Consider the following 16,290-nt stretch of genomic DNA (forward strand, 5'->3'; position numbering starts at 1 on the left):
GTGCCTTGGCGCTTAACGACTTCATCGAGCGGGTCTTCGCCTGTTCCGCCGAGACCGCGCGGCAGATCGAGGCGCGCGCCCGGCCGCGCGCCTATCCGGCGGGCAGTGCGATCGTCCGGCAGGGCGAACGCTGCCACGACGTCTATCTGCTGGTGATGGGACGGGCGCGCTCCTTCGTCATCTCGCCCGACGGCCTGCTGATCCGCTTCTACGACTTCGCGCCCGGCGACCTGTTCGGCGCGCTGTCCGGGGCGCAGGAGCATTTCAGCGAGATCTCCGCGCTGGAGGATCTCGATTCCGCCATCTTCGGCGCCGCGGACTTTCTGAGCCTGCTGGAGACGCATAGCTGTGTGGGGCTCATGCTTTCGCGGGCGCTGCTCCGCCAGCTGGCGCGGGTATCGGAGCAGATGCTGTCGCGCGCGACGCTCTCCGCGGCGGGGCGAGTGCACGAGGAACTGCTTCGCCTGGCGGCAACGGCGGACGGCATGACGATCGCGCCGGCGCCGATACTCTCCGAACTGGCCGCGCGCGTCTACACCACGCGCGAGACGGTGTCGCGCGCCGTCAGCGCGCTCGAACGGCGCGGCATCGTGCGGCGCGACGCAGATGCCCTGGTGATCGTCGCCCCGGCGCGGCTGGCCGATATGGTGATCTAGGGGCCGTATCCGCGCAGGGCATGAAGGGAGAGGGTGGTTCCCGGCAGCTCTCCGATCGGCTCCAGGCGGGTGCTCTCGTCCGCCCCCGTGCTCGCGGCAAGGGCCGCACCGAGGAACTCGGAGAAATAGACCGCCGTCGAAGGGGTGACATCGAGTATCCGGTCGATGCGGCGGGCTGCGGAGCCCAGCACCAGCGTGCCGCCTCCGAAGGGGGCGGGCACGATCCGCAGGGCGCCGAGATCGCCGGCGATGCGCACCGGGCCAGCTTCGGCGAGTGCGGTGCGGAGCCGGGCCGCGTCGGCGGCGGCTTCGCGGGCAGATCCATAGTGGAGCACGACGCCGTCCGCGCGCCAGGCGGGCGGGGCGATCAGGCCGATCGGCTCGGGCAGTGCCGCCAGCCGTTCGGCGATCCGATCCGCCGCGGTCTCGTCGTCCGGCCCGCAGAGGCTGATCGCGACCATGGCGACCAGTTGCGGGGCGCCTGTCGTGCCGTCCGGTGCCGCGGCACCGGCAGGGACCCGGCCCGCGTCCAGCACATGTTGCGGCCGGCCGGTCGCCGCCCAGCTCCGCGCGAGGCGTGCGCTGTTCGGGGCCGCCGGTGCGCCTTGCGATATCTCGCTGACGATCAGTTGCACGGCCCGCGTCTGCAACTGCCGGGCGCGCATCACCGCGCCGCCCATGGCGAGCGCGTCGGCAAGTTCGCCGGTCAGCGCGGGGTCGGCGTCGCGCTCCTCGCCGATCTCGCGCACCGTTGCCGCCTGCGCCAAGATGGCTTCGAAGCGCCCGGCATCGCCTTCAAAGGCTTCGACCGACCGGTGGAGAAACGTCGTGCGATCGCAGGGCAGGGTGACGTGCAGTTCCGCGCCGCGCGCGAGCAGCCGCTCGGCGATCAGCATGTCGGCCCCGGCGGCGAGCGAGCCATGGCCGAAGCCGATATTCTCGGCCGCCAGCACGCTGTCGATCGTGGCTGCCTGTGCGGCGGCGTCGTCGATCCGCATCTGTCCGGCATAGTGCAGCGTGCGCGGCGGGCGATAGGCATCGAGCCAGGCGGGATCGAGCGCCAGCTCGGCGAGGATCGTGGCGAACTGGCGCAGCGTGGAGGCATGATCCTCCCAGGCACGCGGCGCCCGCCCGATGGCGGCGCGGAGCGCGGCCTCCGCCGCCGCGCGCTTGCCGCCGAGCAGCAGCGCCTCGGCACGGGTCGCTTCGAGATAATAGGGCGTGTCGGGCTCGCCGGTGCCGGCATCGAGCAGCGCGAGCGCCTCGTCCGCCAGGCGCCGGGCCGCATCGCGGTCTCCCGCGATCAGCGACAGCGTCGCCGCGTTGATCAGCGGGTAGGTTGCCGGGCGAAGCCGCGCGGCGGCGGCATAGGCGTCCGCGGCGCGGGCGGCGGCCTCGCGCCGGGCCGCGCCGGCCAGGCCCAGCGCGCGGTCCTTGCGCAGCCGGCCGTGCAGGGCGAGCACGGCCGGATCGTCGCCGACCCGATCGAGCCCCGCGGAGCGGAAGAGCCGCCATGCCAGCTCCTCCGCCCCGGACCGCGCCAGTGCCGTGATCGAAAGCAGCGTCGGCGTCATCATATGGGTGCGCGCATCGGGCTATCGGCCTCCGTTTCCGCGATTCTCCACATCGGGATCGATGATCACCGGCAGGCGGCGGATGACGGTGCCGTCCCGCGCACGCTCGACGAAGTCGACATGGAGATTGAAGCCATGCTTCACGCCGATCCCGCTCGCGTCCCATAGCCGGAGCGGCGTCCGGGCGCAGAAGGAGACCGCCGAGATCCGGTCGTCGCCGTGGCGGCTATGGGTTCGCAGATTATAGTAGCGGGCATTGGCATGCTGCTGCTTGGTCGTGACGGCGTCCTCGCGCGCGAATTCCCAGAATTCCCCCTCGAGCCGGATGACGACATAGCATTTGTAGACGAGCCCGAAATCTAGCGGGCCGTCCACGGGCTCTACCGCCGGCGGGTTTCGCCCGATGAAGCCGCTTATCGCGGCCTGTATCGCTTCCGGGCTCGCGCCGACATTGGCGCCGGCGCCGTCTTCGCCATCGTCATAATATCGCGGAACGAATTGCAGCGCCTGGACCACCGGCGCGGTTGCGCCGTCCTTGCCGGTGATCGCTTCGAGTTGAATGGATATCTTCTTGACGTGCGCGATGTCGGGTTCGGGATCGCCTTCCGGTAGTTCGAAGAAATTCATCGTCTTTCTCCCTCTCTGGTACGCGCCTCACTCAGTTCCTGCTTCATTTCGGCCAGCGTCTGCGCGAGGCTGCGATTGGCGGGGTCCCCGGCGACGATCGCCTCCAGATCGTGGATCGCCTGTGCCAGCCGCGCCTCGCCGCGTGCGACGGCGCCCGTCTCCAGTTCGATCAGGCCGAGCGCGCGCTGCGACCAGATGCGCTTGCGGCGCAGCTGGGCATTGGCGGGGTCCGCGTGGAGCAGATCCTCGATGATCGCCGCCTCGCGGTCGCGGTGCCGCCGGGCCGCGGCGGGATCGTGGAGGCGATGGAAATAGACGTCGGCGACCCAGGCGTGCCGGTTGGCGAGGCCGCGCAGCGCGTCGGCGTCGCCGGGCCGCATCGCCGCGACGCGCTCCATCGCCCGCAGCGCCCGCATGCACAGGTCGAGCAATCCGTCGGTGCGGCGCATGTCGTAGCGGGCACTGCACAGGCTGCCATTGGCGTAGGCGACTTCCTGCAGGCTGCGCGCATCGCCCGGCGCGACGGTCGCCAGCCGATCGGCGAGCGCGATATAGGCCTGGAACGCGGCTTCCGCGCCACCCGGATCTCGCCGCTTGATCGCCAGGTCGCCGATCCAGAACTCGCTCTGCGCATGAGTGAAGAGCATCTCGGGATCGTCCGGCATCCGCGCGAGCAGCGCGCCGGTGGTGCGACGCGCTTCGGCGAATGCGGCGGCGGCGGCCGCATCGTCCTTGCGGTCGAGATCGTCTTCGCCGATCGCGTGCAGGATGCGGGCGCGCCGGGCCAGGGCATCGGGCGGCAGCTCGGCAAGATCCTGGGCGGAATAATAGGCCAGCGTGCGCCGGTTGGCGGCGGTGAGCACGTCGAGGCGGTTCACCGCCTTCAAGCGCTCGCGGAGATCGGTTTGCATGAACTCGACCAGCCCTTCCGCGGCCTGACGCCGCTGTTCCGCTTCGTGCCGCGCGCGAATCGCAACGACGCTCGACGCCGTCAGCGCTAGCAGGGCGATCAGCGCCGCGACCGTGACGGCCGTCACGCGCCGCAGCCGGCGCTGGGCATCGCGTTGGACGAGCTCGCCGAGCGGCAGGCCGGCCAGGCCGGCGAGCAGCTTGAGCAGGCCGAGCCGGCGCCCGTCGCCCCGGGCGCGGAAGTCCGCCGCCAGCGGTTCATTGTCGCCGGCCCGGGCGAGCGCGGGAAATGCCGCATCGGGTTCACCGTCGACAAGGGCGAGCAGGAGCGGCGCGTGGGGATGCGCCGCGCGGAATGCGGCGATCTCGCGCGCGACCCAGGGCGAGGCGGCCGCCGCGGGCGAGCAGACGACGATGAGCGCCTCGGACGCCGCGATCGCCCGGGTCACGGCATCGCTGAGGCTGGTCGCCGCGGCGAATTCCTCCCGATCGCGGAAGATCGGCCCGAGCCGCGCCGGAACCGGGCCGAGCGGCCCCGGCCTGCCGATCAGCCGGCGGGGGAAGCGATAGGATTCGAGCTTCCGGTGCAGCCAGCGCGCGATCTTCGCGTCGCGATGGCTGTAGCTGATGAACGCGCGATAGCGTTCCCCGGTCATGCCGCGTTCCCCCTCGACCCCGATCCCAAGCTGCCAGAGCGGGAGGGCGTGTCAACGGGGGACTGGACCGTGCTGGTGCCGAGTGCAGGGATCGAACCCGCGACCTTCGGTTTACAAAACCGCTGCTCTACCAGCTGAGCTAACCCGGCACCTGCCCGAAACCCGCGACGATCCGCAGGTCGCCCGCCCCTTGGTCGGCTTCGCCCGGGCGGTCAAGGCCGAACTATGCCGAGCCGATGGGCGCGGGGCGAGTGACGATCCACAGCGCGCAGGCGGCCATCGCCGCCGCGACGCCGAGCGCCAGCCCGGCATGGGGGCGCACCGAGATCCAGAACAGCCCATAGCCCAGTGCGATGCCGGCAAAGGCCGCGATCTTGCCGCGACGCGGAATCGCGCCTTGCTCGCGCCATTGCCGGATCGGCGGGCCGATCCCGGGATGATCGAGCAGCCAGGCCTCGAGGCGGGTGGAGCCGCGGGCGAAGCAGCCCGCCGCCAGGATCAGGAAGATCGTGGTCGGCATCACGGGCAGCAATGCGCCGATCACGCCCAGCGCGACGAAGAAGAAGCCGAGCGCCACCCAGAACAGGCGCGCCGCGCGGCTGGCGAGGCGCGGCTCAGGCGAGATGGCGGGAGCCCCGGGCAGCGGCGGGAATCATGCGGTTCTCCTTGGCGCGAGGCGGCAGGGTGGCGTGCGCCGGGGCCGGCGTCCAGCCCCCGCGCGTATCAGTGGCGGCTGGCATGGCGTTCCGCCATGTAGCGGCCGGGCGAAGTGCCCAGTGCCTTGCGGAACATGGTCACGAAACTCGGCACGCTCTCATAGCCGAGATCGGCCGCGACCTGCTGGATCGAAGCGCCGCCCGCCAGCCACTTGATCGCGAGCATCACGCCCAGCTGCTGGCGCCAGCGGCCGAAGCTCATGCCGGTCTCGCGATGGATCAGCCGGGCGAGCGTGCGCTCGCCCAGGCCGGCGCGGCGGGCCCAGGCATCGAGCGTCCCGCGCTCGGCCGGCGCGGCCATCATCAGGTCGACCACCCGGCGGAGGCGGGCATCGGTGGGCATGGGGAGGTGAAGATCCTCGATCCGGGCCGCGGCGATCTCGTCGAGCAGGACCGAGACCAGCCGGGCATTGGCGCCGCTCTCCTCGTAGAGGACGGGCAGGACCGCGGCGCGGGCGAGCAGCTCGCGGAGCAGCGGGCTGACCGAGAGGGCGCAGCAGCTTGCGGGGAGGCCCGCCTCGGTGTCCGGGGCGATAAAGGCGTTATAGCCTTCCAGCGCCCCCGTCGCCTTGACCGAATGGAGGGCGCCGCCGGGAATCCAGATGGCGCTGCGCGGCGGGACGATCCACAGGCCGCCGTCCACCTCGCAGCTCAGCGCGCCGCGCTGGGCCAGGATGATCTGGCCCTTGGCATGGCGATGCGGGGCGAGTTCGAAGCTGCCGAACGCCTCGGTGATGAAGCCATAGGTGACGACCGGGCGAGGCACCTCGTCCGGATCCATCCAGCCGTTATCGTCGCCAATTTCATTCAGGATGGGCATGCCTGCCTCCGCGCTGATTGGCAGAATTCGATAATATTCTGTCCATGCTTCGCAATGACGACAATAATGCGAGCCATTATCAGTTGTTTCCGAACCCGTCGAGCCCGGAAAGGTGGCGCGAGCGGCGGGGCCGTGACCAGGAATTCAGCGTGAGGACCGTGTGATGCTGCCGATCGAATCGCCCGAACGTCCCGTGGCCAAGGCGCCTGGCCGGCTTGGCCAGGCGTTGATCCGGCTGCTGATGAAGCGCGCGACCGTGACCGCCAGCGAGCGACTCGCCCGGGGCTTCCGGCTGATCACCCTGGAGGGGCCGGCGCTGGAAGGCGTCGCCTGGACGCCGGGGCAGAAGATCCAGATCGCCATGGGCTCGGCGTTCACGGCGCGGACCTACACGCCGATCGAATGGAACCCGGGGACCGGGCGTGCCTGTATCCTGGGCCATGTGCATGGCGACGGGCCGGGCAGCTTATGGGTGCGCGACGCGGCGCCGGGCGACATGTGCGACATTTTCGGGCCCCGCGGCTCGCTCGATGCCGGCCGGATGCACGGCCCGCTGGCGGTGTTCGGCGACGAGACCTCGATCGGCCTTGCCCATGCGCTTGCCTATCAGGACCCCGGGCGCATGGTTGCCGGCTATTTCGAGGTTGGCGACGTGGAGGGCAGTTGCCGGGTGGCCGAGCAACTGGGCCTCGACCGCGTCGCGCTGTTCGCAAGGGCGGCGGGCGACGCGCATGTCGGCGAGATGGAAGTGCGGCTTGCGACGCTGGCGGCCGGCGGCACCGGCTTCGTGCTGACCGGCAAGGCGGGCACCGTCCAGCGGCTCCGCCAGCGGCTGAAGCGGCTGGCGGTGCCGGCGAGCCGGATCGCGGCCAAGGCCTATTGGGCGCCGGGCAAGACCGGGCTCGACTAGCGCCCGGCGCGCACCGGGGTTGTGCCTAGCGCTCGAGCTTCTCCAGCTGCCGTTTCGCATTGGCGTTGTTCGGATCCAGCGCGAGCGATCGCCGATAGTCGCGGATCGCGGCTTCCCGGTTGCCGGCGCGGGCATGCCCTTCGCCCAGGCTGTCCCAGGCATTGGCGTCCCCCGGATAGAGCGCGGCGTTGCGCTCGAAGACGCGGAGCGCGTCGGCGATCTGGTTCTGGCGGAGCAGGCGGTAGCCGAGCAGGTTGAGGATCGACGGATCGTCCTTCCCGTTCCGCGTGCGATCATAGTGCGCCAGCGCCGCATCCACGCCCCGCCGGGCGGCGACGACGAGAAGCAGATCGCCGGCGCGGGGCGCGCGGACCGGATACTGCCAGCCCTGGGCATCGCCGACGACCTTCATGATGCGCTCGTAGATGGCGGAGAAGCTGTCCGAATTGCCGAGCAGGGCGATGCCCCAGCCCTTGTCCGCATCCATGAACATCAGCGCCTGGAAGCCTTCGTTCGCGCCGTTGTGACGGAACTGGCCAGGATGGTCGCCATAGCCGACGCCGAAACCCAGCCCGATGCCGCCGGGCTTGCCGGGATCGTCTGGGCAGTGGGGCGTGAGCATCTCGCGCGTCATCGCCTGCGACAGGACATGGTTGGCCTTGCCTTCGCGGGAGAGCGACACTTCGATGCCCAGCCGGGCAAGGTCCTCGGCGGTGGTCCACAGGCCATCGGGAGCAAGTTCGGGATAGACATGCCATTTGCCCGGGGTGACGGCGCCGTCGGGCCCGGTGCCGCTGGCGGCGCGCGCGGCCAGTTCCGGGGGCAGGGCCTGGGCGAAGCTGCTGCTCGTCATCCCGGCCGGACGCAGGACCCGCGCGGCCATGAAATCCTCGAACGACTGGTCCGCCGCCTCGCGGATCATCAGTCCCTCGATCGTCACGCCGCCGCCCGAATAGAGGCATTGGGTGCCGGGCTCCACGGTCACGCGGACCGCCGGGCTGTTGGCGGGCGGCTTGCCGTCGAGGATCTGCTCGATGCCCGGCACCGCCATGCCCTGCGCATAGCCGGCAAAGCCATGGACGTTCAGGCCGGCATTGTGGCTCATCAGCCGGCGCAGCGTGACTTTCCGGGTGGCGGCGAGCGGGCTCTCCGGCAGTTTCCAGCCTTTGAGCAGGGTGTTCACATCGGCATCGAGCGAGAGCTTGCCCCGCTCCACCAGCCACAGCGCACCCATCGCGGTGACCGGCTTGCTGATCGAAGCGGCCTGGAACAGCGTGGCGGGGGTGACCGCAGTAGCGCCGCCGGCCTCGGTCACCCCGAACCCGGCCGAGAAGGCGATGCGATTGTCCTTCACCACCGCGACGCTCATGCCCGGCACGCGAAAGGCCTGCATCAGCTCTGCCAGCGTCACGACGAGCGGCGGCTCGCCGGGCGCCATGTCGATGGTCAGCATCACGGTTTCGGGCGTGAGCAGCGGGGCCTGTTGGGCCTGGGCCTGGGCGGAGGTGGCCGTCGCGAGAAGGACCAGGGCGGCACCGGGGATGGTGACGGATAGAGGGAGGGCCAATGGCGTGAGGGAGCGCAGGACTCGGTCTATCAATTGCATCAGAAGCTCCCGCGGATGGTGAAGGTGAAGATCGGCCCGATCAGCTGGTCGTTGCGTTGCCGGAACACCAGCGGAGTCGCATTGCGTCGCCCGGCATAGACCTGGCGATCATAATAGTGCCTGCCGTTGAGGACATTGCCCACCTGCGCGCGCACGGTGAGGCCGAACACGTCCTTGTGCTCGACAAAGACGTTGGTGAACCAGGGGCCTTCGTTCTCGCGGTTCACTTCGGTGAGATAATAATAGGCCGTATTGTGATTGAGGCCGGCCGTGATGCCCCAGGCGAAATCGCTGTTCGGCAGGTCGTGGCGGAAATCGAGCTCGGCCCAGCGATCCTGCGTCCCGCTGATCGGGCGCATCTCGCCGGTGAGCGGCTCGCGGACGCGGGCGATCTCGAAGCCCAAGGTGGCGTCGAGCCGGGCGCCGGGCAGGCCCAGCGGCGCGAACTGGATCGTGCTGGTGCTCTCCATTCCGAAGCGTGTCGCCCGCGGCAGGTTGCCGACGCCTTCGCCGTCCGCGCCGATCGGCACGATGTCGACGATGTCCTCGACTGCGTAATAATAGGCGCGCAGCCGGGTCTTGCCCGCGGCACCCAGCGTGCGGCCGACCTCCATTTCCGCTTCCCAGCTCTGCGGCGGGACGAGTTCCGCGTTGCCGGCATTCTGCCGCTCGGACTTGAGGTTGGGCTGGGCCAGGAAGTCGTAGAAGCTGATCTGGCCGACCCGGCGGCGCAGCTTGAGGCTGAGATCCCATTGCTTGTCGGGCCGCCAGCCGAGCGTGATGCTGCCCTTGGGCCGGAAGAAGTGCCGTGCGGGCAAGTCGCCATCGACGCGTTCGAGCGTGCTGAACTCGCCGCCGCCGGCGACCTGGAGGCTGATCCCCGCGCCGAGCGGGCGGCTGAACGTCACCATGCCCTCGTGGCGGACTTCGCGCACGATCCCGCTGCCGCCGGGGAACGGAACCGGCACGAAGCTTCCCTGCGGATCGAGCCTGGCGAGCGAGCCGCGCTGATCGAGGCCGTTGACCGCGCGCTCGAGCGATAGCTGCCAGTCGCTCCCACCCATCTTCCAGCCATATTCGGCACGGGCGATGGTTTCGGTGATGTACGAGTTGCGCCCGAAACGGGTGCCCTGATCGGGCGCGCCGCTCGCGAAACTGTCCACCTGGGTGGAGATGAGCGGCTCATGGTCGAAATGGCGCAGGCCGATGATCTTGAACCGGCCGGGCCCGAGCGGGAATTCATAATCCGCGTTGACGTCGTACATCCAGCCGTCGAGCCGGTTCCGGCGCAGGCGGGTGCCGTCATTGCCGTCGGCGCGATAGCGCCGCTCGAAATCATAGACCGGGCCCCAATAGGGCGAATAGTTGAGGATGAGATGGCCCTTGGAACCGCCCGGCCCGTCGAAGCCGAGCCTGAGCTTGGCGACGAGCGTGTCCGATTCCGAATGAAATACTTCCTCGCGGCGCTCGATCAGCGATCCGTCGGCGGCATGGAACAGCTCCGGCCCGCCGAGCCCGCCGCGCCCGGTCTGATCCTCGAGCGAGAGCGTATAGTCGATCCCGCTCGTCTTGCCGGTGTAGCTGACATTGCCGCGGAACAGGTTGGGGCGCGCATAATGGGCGCGGAAGTCCGGCCGCCATTCGAACTGGCCACCGGCCTTGCGGGCCTGTTTGAGGATGATGTTGGCGACCTGGCCGGCAAGCCCGGCGATGCCGAGGGTGGAGGCGTCGACGATCTCGATCCGCTCGACATTGGCGGCGACGACGCGCTGGAGCTCGGCGATCGCGCCGCCGGTCTTGTTGGCGATACGCTCGCCATTGATCAGCACATTCTCCGATGCCTGGCCGAGGCCGCGCTCCTGGTCCGCGCTGCGGATGGTGAAGCCGGGAACCCGGACGAGCATGTCATAGGCGGTGCGGGGGGCGAAATGGGCGAAGTCCTCGGGAGCGAAGACCTGTTTGGCGGCGGGAGGCGGGGGGGTGGTCTGGGCGGCCGCGCTCACGGGAAGGAGCGCGGCGCCGGCGAGAAGGAGCGCAGCTAGACGCATCTGGGGGACGCTATGCGGCGATCAGTTGCGCAGCGTGCGCAGCTGGACGAGCTGATCGGGCGTGGGCTGGGCGATCCCGATCTTGCGGGCGCGGCGCACATCCTCGGCAGTGACGCCCACCGCCTTCATCTCGACCAGCCGGTTCGCCGGCAGATCGGCATAGCCGATCGCGGCCAGCTCGCGAACATAGGCGGGCGTGACGCCGATCGCCTTGAGCTGCACGGCCTGGTCGGCGGTGAGGTTGCGCAGCCCCGCGCCCGCCATGTCCGAAAGGAACTCGGGCGAGATGCCGAGCGCCTTGAGCTCGATCAGATTCTTGCCGCTCAGCTTGCCCAGCCCGGCGCGCAGCATCTTGCCGGCATAGTCCGCATCGATGCCGAGCGCGGCGAACGCGGTGAGGTCTTCGAGATTGTCGGGGCGGAAGCCCTGGCGCGCAAGGTCGGCGACATAGGCCGGGGTGACGCGAAGCGCGGAAAGGGCGACGAGCTGATTGATCGTCGGCTTGGGATAATCGGCCTGGGCCAGCGCCTCGACCAGCGCCTTGTTGGCGCCGACGAGGGTCAGGTCGAACGATTCCTTGAAGCTCGGTTCGCCGATGCCGCGGCCGGCGAGATAGCGCGCGAATTCGATAGCGGGCGTGAAGGTGCAGTTGCCGGTGGCGATCCGCCTGTCGGCGTCGCCCGCGCAGTCGAGGCGGCCGGGTTCCCGGGCGATGGCGAAGCGGACCGGGCCATTGGCTTCGAGGGCGCGATTGTCGAGCCCGATCTGCTCATGGCTGATCTGCGTGCTCATGTTGCTGCGCGGTCCCATGGACAGGCGCAGCTCGAAACGGGAGCCGCTGGCCTCGAGCTGGAGCTTGAAGCTGATCGGCGTGGACGCGGTGACCGGGTCGCGGGCACGATCGCCGGCGATGGCGGTGGTGGCGAGCAGGGTAACGGAGGCGATGACGGCAAGGACGCGGTTCATGGCATTTCTCCTAGTGCAACGGGCAAGCCGGGGGCGTCCGCCCCAGACGGGGCGTTGGCGCTTCGGCAATGGGCAGGTGGAAGGGCGGACTTAGTTGTCGGGATTGGGATCCGGATCGGGATGCGGATTCGGATTGGGGCGCGGATTCGGGTTGGGATTGGGACCGCGCTTGCGGCCGTTGCGGGTGATCGCGAGAGTCTCGATCTCGACCGGCATGCCGGCGGCGCGCAGGCGGCGGACATCGTCGGCGCTCACGCCCATGCCGGCGAGCGCGACATAATCGTCCAGCTGGCCGCGGAAGCCGGCCGACACCAGGCTGCGGACATAGTCGGGATTTACCCCCACCGCCCGGGCCGAGACCATGTCGTCGAACGACCGGATGCGCAGGCCGGTGGACATCATCGCCTGGACATATTCCGGCGTCACGCCGACGGCGCGCATGCTGGTCGCGTCGTCGAGGCTGATCGGGCCGAGCTGCGGCGCGGCGCGGCGGATCGCCTCGATATATTCGGGCGTGACGCCCACCGCGCGAGCGCCGATGATCGCATTGAGCTCACGGTCGCGGCCATTGTCGTTCCGGGCGTCGCGATCCTGGCGCGGATCGGCCGGCGTGGGGACGGCTGCCGGGGCAGGCGTGGCCGCGGCAATGGCGGGGGCGTGGTCGGTGGTCGCCGGAGCCGGGGTCGGGGCCGCATGGGCGGCTGGCGACATGGCCGGCGCCGCGACCGGGCTTGCGCCCACGTCCGGGCTTGCCCCGGCATCGCCCCCTCGTACTGCCTTGGCGGCGTCATGGCTTTCGGCGGCGCCGACGGTCAGCGCGGCAAGCGGGGCGGCCATCACCAGCATGCCCGCGCCGAAGCCGGCGATCCATGAGCCCTGGGCGCGGCCGCGCGGCAGCGTCGCGTCGAGGACGCGGCCGACACGGCGCTTGAGGCTGCCCTTGCCGGGGGCGACGCCATGCGCGCCGAGCAGCAGGCCCTTGCTCTCGTGCCGGGCGACGCGGACGAGCAGCTGGGCATAGTCGGGCGCATCGATGTTCGCGGCGAGCACGGCATCGTCGGCGGCTTCCTCGCGCAGCTGGTGCGCTTCGCGCGCCAGCCGCCAGGCGAGCGGGTTGAACCAGTGGATCGCAGTGGCGACGCGGGCGAGCATCAGCTTGGCCCAGTCGAGCGCGGAGACGTGCGCCAGCTCGTGCGCGATGATCGCCTCGGCCTCGTCGGTGGCGGCAAGCGCATCGGCGCTGAGCAGGATGGTGGGGCGGGCAAGGCCCCAGGAAATCGGCGAGGGCAGCGCATCGCTCACCAGCAGCGCGGTGCCGCTCTTCATCCCCATGCGACGCTGGGCATGGGCGAGCGCGCTCAGCCAGACCGGGTCGACCAGGACTTCGGCATCGGCGCGCAGACGGACGAGGCGGAGCAGCGCGACGATGGTGAGCAGCAGCAGCGCCAGCACGGGCAGCGCATAGGCATAGCGCTCCCAGCCCTGCGGCAGGGTGATCCAGGGCTGCGCGGTCGCGGTGGCAGCGGTGCCGGCGGCGCTGGTGATGGAAGACGGCGGGGCGGCAGGCGGCCCGTCGGTGGCCGACGGATTCGCGGCCGGCAGGAGCGTGACCTGGGCGGCCGGCGCCTCGAACCCGCTCTGGACGAACTCGGGCATCGGCAGGCGCATGGCCGGCAGCACCAGCGTGGCGAGCGGCAGGATCACCAGCCCGGCCAGGCCGAGATGCGCGATCAGCGAGCGTTCCGCCGCCGAGCGGCCGCGGGTGAGGCGGAGCAGGATCAGGGTGATGCCGGCGATCACCAGCGACTTGAGCACGAGGCCGAGCAGCGCGGTCATGATCAGGCTCCCTTCTTGGCGCGCGCTGCGGCGATCATCGCCTCCAGCTCGTCGAGATCGTTTTCGTCCAGCTTCTCGCTCATGCCGAGCAGGGCGCTGGCGGCATGGGTGGTCGAACCGTTGAAGAAGGTGCGCACGACATGGCCGAGTGCATTGACGCTCGCCTTGCTCTCGGCCTCGACGGGCGAGAACAGATAGCCGCGCTCGCTCTGGTCGCGCCGCACCGCGCCCTTCTGCTCGAGCCGGGTCAGCATCGCGCGGACCGCCGAGGCGGAGAGCCTGTCGGGCAGGGCGTCGCAGACGTCGGACACCGCCATCGCGCCCCGCTCGTAGAGCAGGTCGACGATCTGGCGTTCGCGGGGCGGCAGGTTGTTCAGCATGGGAATCCCTTTACGCTACATTTGTAGCCTACGCTACATTTGTAGTGCGTGCAAGCCCCTTCCGCGATGTGCGCATGGTGGCGGGATATGCGATGGAATGGCGCGCCCGAGCGACCATTGCTGCCTGGAAACCTTCGCTTTTGCGCAAGGTTTCGTAGAATTGCGCCCGCGCAGCGGGGACAGCGATGAACAAGCAGCACGACTATTACCAGGCCCGCGCGGCGCTCCAGCGCGAAATGGCGGCGGAGCTGACGGGTTCCGCTCGCGAACAGCACCTGACCCTGGCGGCGATGTACGAGGCGCTGGCCACCGAGCCGAAGCGCGGGGCAGTGGCCGAACTGCCGGCGAAGGTGGCGGAGCCGGAAGTGGAGGAGGACGAGCGCGCCTATCTGCAGCGCCGGGCGCGGGAGGAGCGCGCGCGGGCCGCGGACAGCGACGATCCCGGCGTACGGCGCATCCGCTTCGAGATGGCGGACGAATATCTGCGGCGGGCGGACGCGCTGAAGCGGGGCTGACATTGGCATCGGGGCGCCCGGCTCCCATCTTGGCGCAACATGCCGACACAAGGATTGCCGATGCCCCGCTCCCTCAAGATCGATTTCGTCTCCGACGTTTCCTGCCCCTGGTGCATCATCGGCCTGAAGGGCCTGGAAGAAGCCCTGGCGCGGACCGGCGACCTGGTCGACGCGCAGATCCATTTCCAGCCGTTCGAGCTCAACCCCGGCATGGCGCCCGAGGGCGAGAATATCGGCGAGCATATCGCGCGGAAATATGGCTCCACGCCCGAACAATCGGCAGCGAACCGCCAGATGATCCGCGACCGCGCGGCGGCGCTGGGCTTCACGATGAACGGTTCGGCCGACAGCCGCATCTACAACACCTTCGATGCGCACCGGCTGCTCCACTGGGCGGCGATCGAGGGCCGCCAGGCGGCGCTGAAACATGCGCTGTTCGAAGCCTATTTCACCGATCAGCGCGACCCGTCGAACCATGACGTGCTCGTCGCCGCGGCGGAGAAGGCCGGGCTGGACGGCACGGCGGCGCGCGAGGTGCTCGCTTCGGGCCGCTATGCCGGGGAGGTCCGCCAGGCCGAGCAGCTCTGGCAGGGGCGGGGCATCCATTCGGTGCCCGCGATCGTGATCGACGACAAATGGCTGATCTCGGGGGGCCAGCCGCCCGAGGCCTTCGAGCAGGCGCTCCGCCAGATCGCGGCGGAACCCGCCTAGGCGGGCGCTTACGAGCCCGGCGCGCCCGGCGGGTTCTGGCCGCGCGCGCGGAACTGGGCGGCGGTCATCCGCAGCCGCACGACATCGCCGTCCAGCCAGGCCTCGCGGGCATAGATGCGCCGTTCCATGAACGGCCGATCCTGCACCGTGAAGAAGCTCGCGTTGGGCTCGTAGAAGCCGACCGGCGAGGGAATGTGCGCCGTCTCCGCGACGAGCACGCCGTCCGAGGCATAGACCTTCATGCCGGTGCGCAGTCTGAGCACGGCCGGCGCGGGCGGCGCCTTGGCGGCCGGTTGCGCCGGCCTGGTCGCCTGTTGCGGCGCCTGGTGCGGCGCCGCCGCGAGGCAGGAGAGGATGAGGAGGACGGCCTGCATGCAAATGCTCCCTGGAGAACGGCCCCGCCATGGGTGCCCTTCGGGAGAGGCTGCGGGCTCGGGCGGGCGCGCACATCGCCCGTGCGACGAAAATGCGCCTGGCCGCGATCAACGGCCGCTCAGGGGACCCCGAAGGTCCAGCCTTCGGTGCGCGCCAGTTCCGGCGTGAGGCCGGCCGGCGCCCAGAGCCCCGGCCGGCCGGCGACGTGCCGCAGCCAGGCCGCGCTGAGCATCGCATCGGTGGCGTGATCGTCGTAGCGGGTGAGCGGCGCATGGGCGCGGGAGCCGAGTGCGGCCAGCATCCCGTCCAGCGTCGCGGCGTCGCGGATCTTGGAGGTGCCCTTGCGCATGCCCGCGGTCCGGGCCGCGAGCGCGGTGTAGATCTCGACCAGCACCGGGCCCGTCTCCGGCAGCGGATCGAAGGGCCAGAGCGGCACCTGCCCGCGAAGGCGATGCAGCACGCGCATGCCCGTCAGGCTCGACTTGCCGACCTGGCTCGCGCCGACCAGGTTGAAGCAGCTATAGGGCGACAGGCGCATCGCCGCCTGGCCATGCTCGCACACCCGGAAACGGCCGCGGCCGGGCGGGAACAGGTCGCCGCAATCGCCCATCCGGCGGAAATGGCGGCGCGCATCCGGATGATCGACGAAGCTGGTGGCGGCGAGGTGCGGGTCTTCGGCGGAGAGCTCGTCGACCAGCTTCCACAAGGCGGGTCCGTCGGGCGGGGAGCGTCCCCAGCCGGGAAAATATGCGCCTTTGTCGACCAGCGGAAAGGCGGGGGACAAGTCCAGCCCGATCAGCGCCCGCGTGCCGCCGCCTGCCAGTTCGGCCAGCCAGTCGGCAATGTCCTGGCGCGACCAGGCGCGCTCGACCAGTTCGGGTGGGTCGGTGCCGGCCCCGGCGCGCGCCACGGCGAGCCCCCTGGGCCGCTCGACTGCCTGGCCCGACCAGTCGATCGCGATGAAATCGGTGAAGACGGGCACTTA

At 70.1% G+C, this 16,290-nt stretch carries 16 protein-coding genes and 1 tRNA gene; 4 read left to right on the forward strand and 13 right to left on the reverse strand.

All coding sequences use genetic code 11. The features are described 5' to 3' along the window. The first annotated feature begins 5 nt into the window (after window positions 1-5). Window positions 6-656, forward strand: coding sequence for a Crp/Fnr family transcriptional regulator (locus CAP40_RS08340; RefSeq protein WP_179187989.1), 651 nt, complete (start codon window positions 6-8; stop codon window positions 654-656). On the opposite strand, the gene CAP40_RS08345 is transcribed toward CAP40_RS08340, so the two are convergent. The 6 genes from CAP40_RS08345 to CAP40_RS08370 form a co-directional block, all read right to left on the reverse strand. Further along, window positions 653-2,233 carry a tetratricopeptide repeat-containing protein gene (locus CAP40_RS08345; protein ID WP_086128916.1) on the reverse strand — a complete coding sequence of 527 codons (1,581 nt, stop codon included), beginning with the start codon at window positions 2,231-2,233 and terminating at the stop codon, window positions 653-655. The two genes, CAP40_RS08340 and CAP40_RS08345, sit on opposite strands and share 4 nt — an antisense overlap. Window positions 2,234-2,251: 18 nt before the next feature. Continuing rightward, window positions 2,252-2,857: a nucleotide synthetase gene (locus CAP40_RS08350; protein ID WP_086128917.1), complete on the reverse strand. Its 606-nt coding sequence runs from the start codon at window positions 2,855-2,857 to the stop codon at window positions 2,252-2,254. After that, window positions 2,854-4,422, reverse strand: coding sequence for a toll/interleukin-1 receptor domain-containing protein (locus CAP40_RS08355; protein WP_086128918.1), 1,569 nt, complete (start codon window positions 4,420-4,422; stop codon window positions 2,854-2,856). The genes CAP40_RS08350 and CAP40_RS08355 overlap by 4 nt, the downstream gene beginning before the upstream one ends. Window positions 4,423-4,495: 73 nt before the next feature. Beyond that, window positions 4,496-4,571, reverse strand: a tRNA-Thr gene (locus tag CAP40_RS08360). A 74-nt stretch (window positions 4,572-4,645) separates the two neighbouring features. Further along, window positions 4,646-4,999: a YbaN family protein gene (locus CAP40_RS08365; RefSeq protein WP_306298556.1), complete on the reverse strand. Its 354-nt coding sequence runs from the start codon at window positions 4,997-4,999 to the stop codon at window positions 4,646-4,648. Window positions 5,000-5,145: 146 nt separating this feature from the next. Continuing rightward, complete coding sequence (locus CAP40_RS08370) at window positions 5,146-5,958, reverse strand: helix-turn-helix domain-containing protein (protein WP_086128920.1); 813 nt, start codon at window positions 5,956-5,958, stop codon at window positions 5,146-5,148. 163 nt (window positions 5,959-6,121) lie between these two features. Between CAP40_RS08370 and CAP40_RS08375 the strand changes: the two genes are divergently transcribed. Continuing rightward, a complete protein-coding gene (locus CAP40_RS08375) occupies window positions 6,122-6,868 on the forward strand; it encodes a siderophore-interacting protein (protein WP_086128921.1) in 747 nt (248 codons plus the stop codon). 25 nt (window positions 6,869-6,893) lie between these two features. On the opposite strand, the gene CAP40_RS08380 is transcribed toward CAP40_RS08375, so the two are convergent. The 5 genes from CAP40_RS08380 to CAP40_RS08400 form a co-directional block, all read right to left on the reverse strand. After that, window positions 6,894-8,474, reverse strand: a complete 1,581-nt coding sequence (locus tag CAP40_RS08380; RefSeq protein ID WP_086128922.1) for a serine hydrolase — start codon at window positions 8,472-8,474, stop codon at window positions 6,894-6,896. Next, window positions 8,474-10,522 carry a TonB-dependent receptor plug domain-containing protein gene (locus CAP40_RS08385; protein WP_086128923.1) on the reverse strand — a complete coding sequence of 683 codons (2,049 nt, stop codon included), beginning with the start codon at window positions 10,520-10,522 and terminating at the stop codon, window positions 8,474-8,476. Before CAP40_RS08385 ends, CAP40_RS08380 begins: the two co-directional genes overlap by 1 nt. A 21-nt stretch (window positions 10,523-10,543) precedes the next feature. After that, the gene (locus CAP40_RS08390; protein ID WP_086128924.1) at window positions 10,544-11,488 is read right to left on the reverse strand and encodes a hypothetical protein; all 945 of its coding nucleotides are present in this window, start codon (window positions 11,486-11,488) and stop codon (window positions 10,544-10,546) included. Between the two features lie 90 nt (window positions 11,489-11,578). After that, the gene (locus CAP40_RS08395) at window positions 11,579-13,324 is read right to left on the reverse strand and encodes a M56 family metallopeptidase (protein WP_086128925.1); all 1,746 of its coding nucleotides are present in this window, start codon (window positions 13,322-13,324) and stop codon (window positions 11,579-11,581) included. A gap of 2 nt (window positions 13,325-13,326) precedes the next feature. Then, window positions 13,327-13,704 (reverse strand): BlaI/MecI/CopY family transcriptional regulator, encoded by a 378-nt coding sequence (locus CAP40_RS08400; protein WP_086128926.1) that lies wholly within the window; start codon window positions 13,702-13,704, stop codon window positions 13,327-13,329. Window positions 13,705-13,889: 185 nt separating this feature from the next. Between CAP40_RS08400 and CAP40_RS08405 the strand changes: the two genes are divergently transcribed. Together CAP40_RS08405 and CAP40_RS08410 are read left to right on the forward strand one after the other, a co-directional pair. Further along, complete coding sequence (locus CAP40_RS08405; RefSeq protein WP_086128927.1) at window positions 13,890-14,219, forward strand: hypothetical protein; 330 nt, start codon at window positions 13,890-13,892, stop codon at window positions 14,217-14,219. 60 nt (window positions 14,220-14,279) lie between these two features. After that, entirely contained in the window at window positions 14,280-14,930 is a 651-nt protein-coding gene (locus tag CAP40_RS08410) for a DsbA family oxidoreductase (protein ID WP_086128928.1), read from the forward strand. An 8-nt stretch (window positions 14,931-14,938) separates the two neighbouring features. On the opposite strand, the gene CAP40_RS08415 is transcribed toward CAP40_RS08410, so the two are convergent. Together CAP40_RS08415 and CAP40_RS08420 are read right to left on the reverse strand one after the other, a co-directional pair. Beyond that, window positions 14,939-15,304, reverse strand: coding sequence for a hypothetical protein (locus CAP40_RS08415; protein WP_086128929.1), 366 nt, complete (start codon window positions 15,302-15,304; stop codon window positions 14,939-14,941). A 119-nt stretch (window positions 15,305-15,423) separates the two neighbouring features. Continuing rightward, on the reverse strand, window positions 15,424-16,287 hold the full coding sequence (locus CAP40_RS08420) for a hypothetical protein (RefSeq protein ID WP_086128930.1): 864 nt from the start codon (window positions 16,285-16,287) through the stop codon (window positions 15,424-15,426). Between the last annotated feature and the right edge of the window lie 3 nt (window positions 16,288-16,290).

The organism is Sphingomonas sp. IBVSS2 (assembly GCF_002127225.1).
GTDB lineage: Bacteria > Pseudomonadota > Alphaproteobacteria > Sphingomonadales > Sphingomonadaceae > Sphingomonas.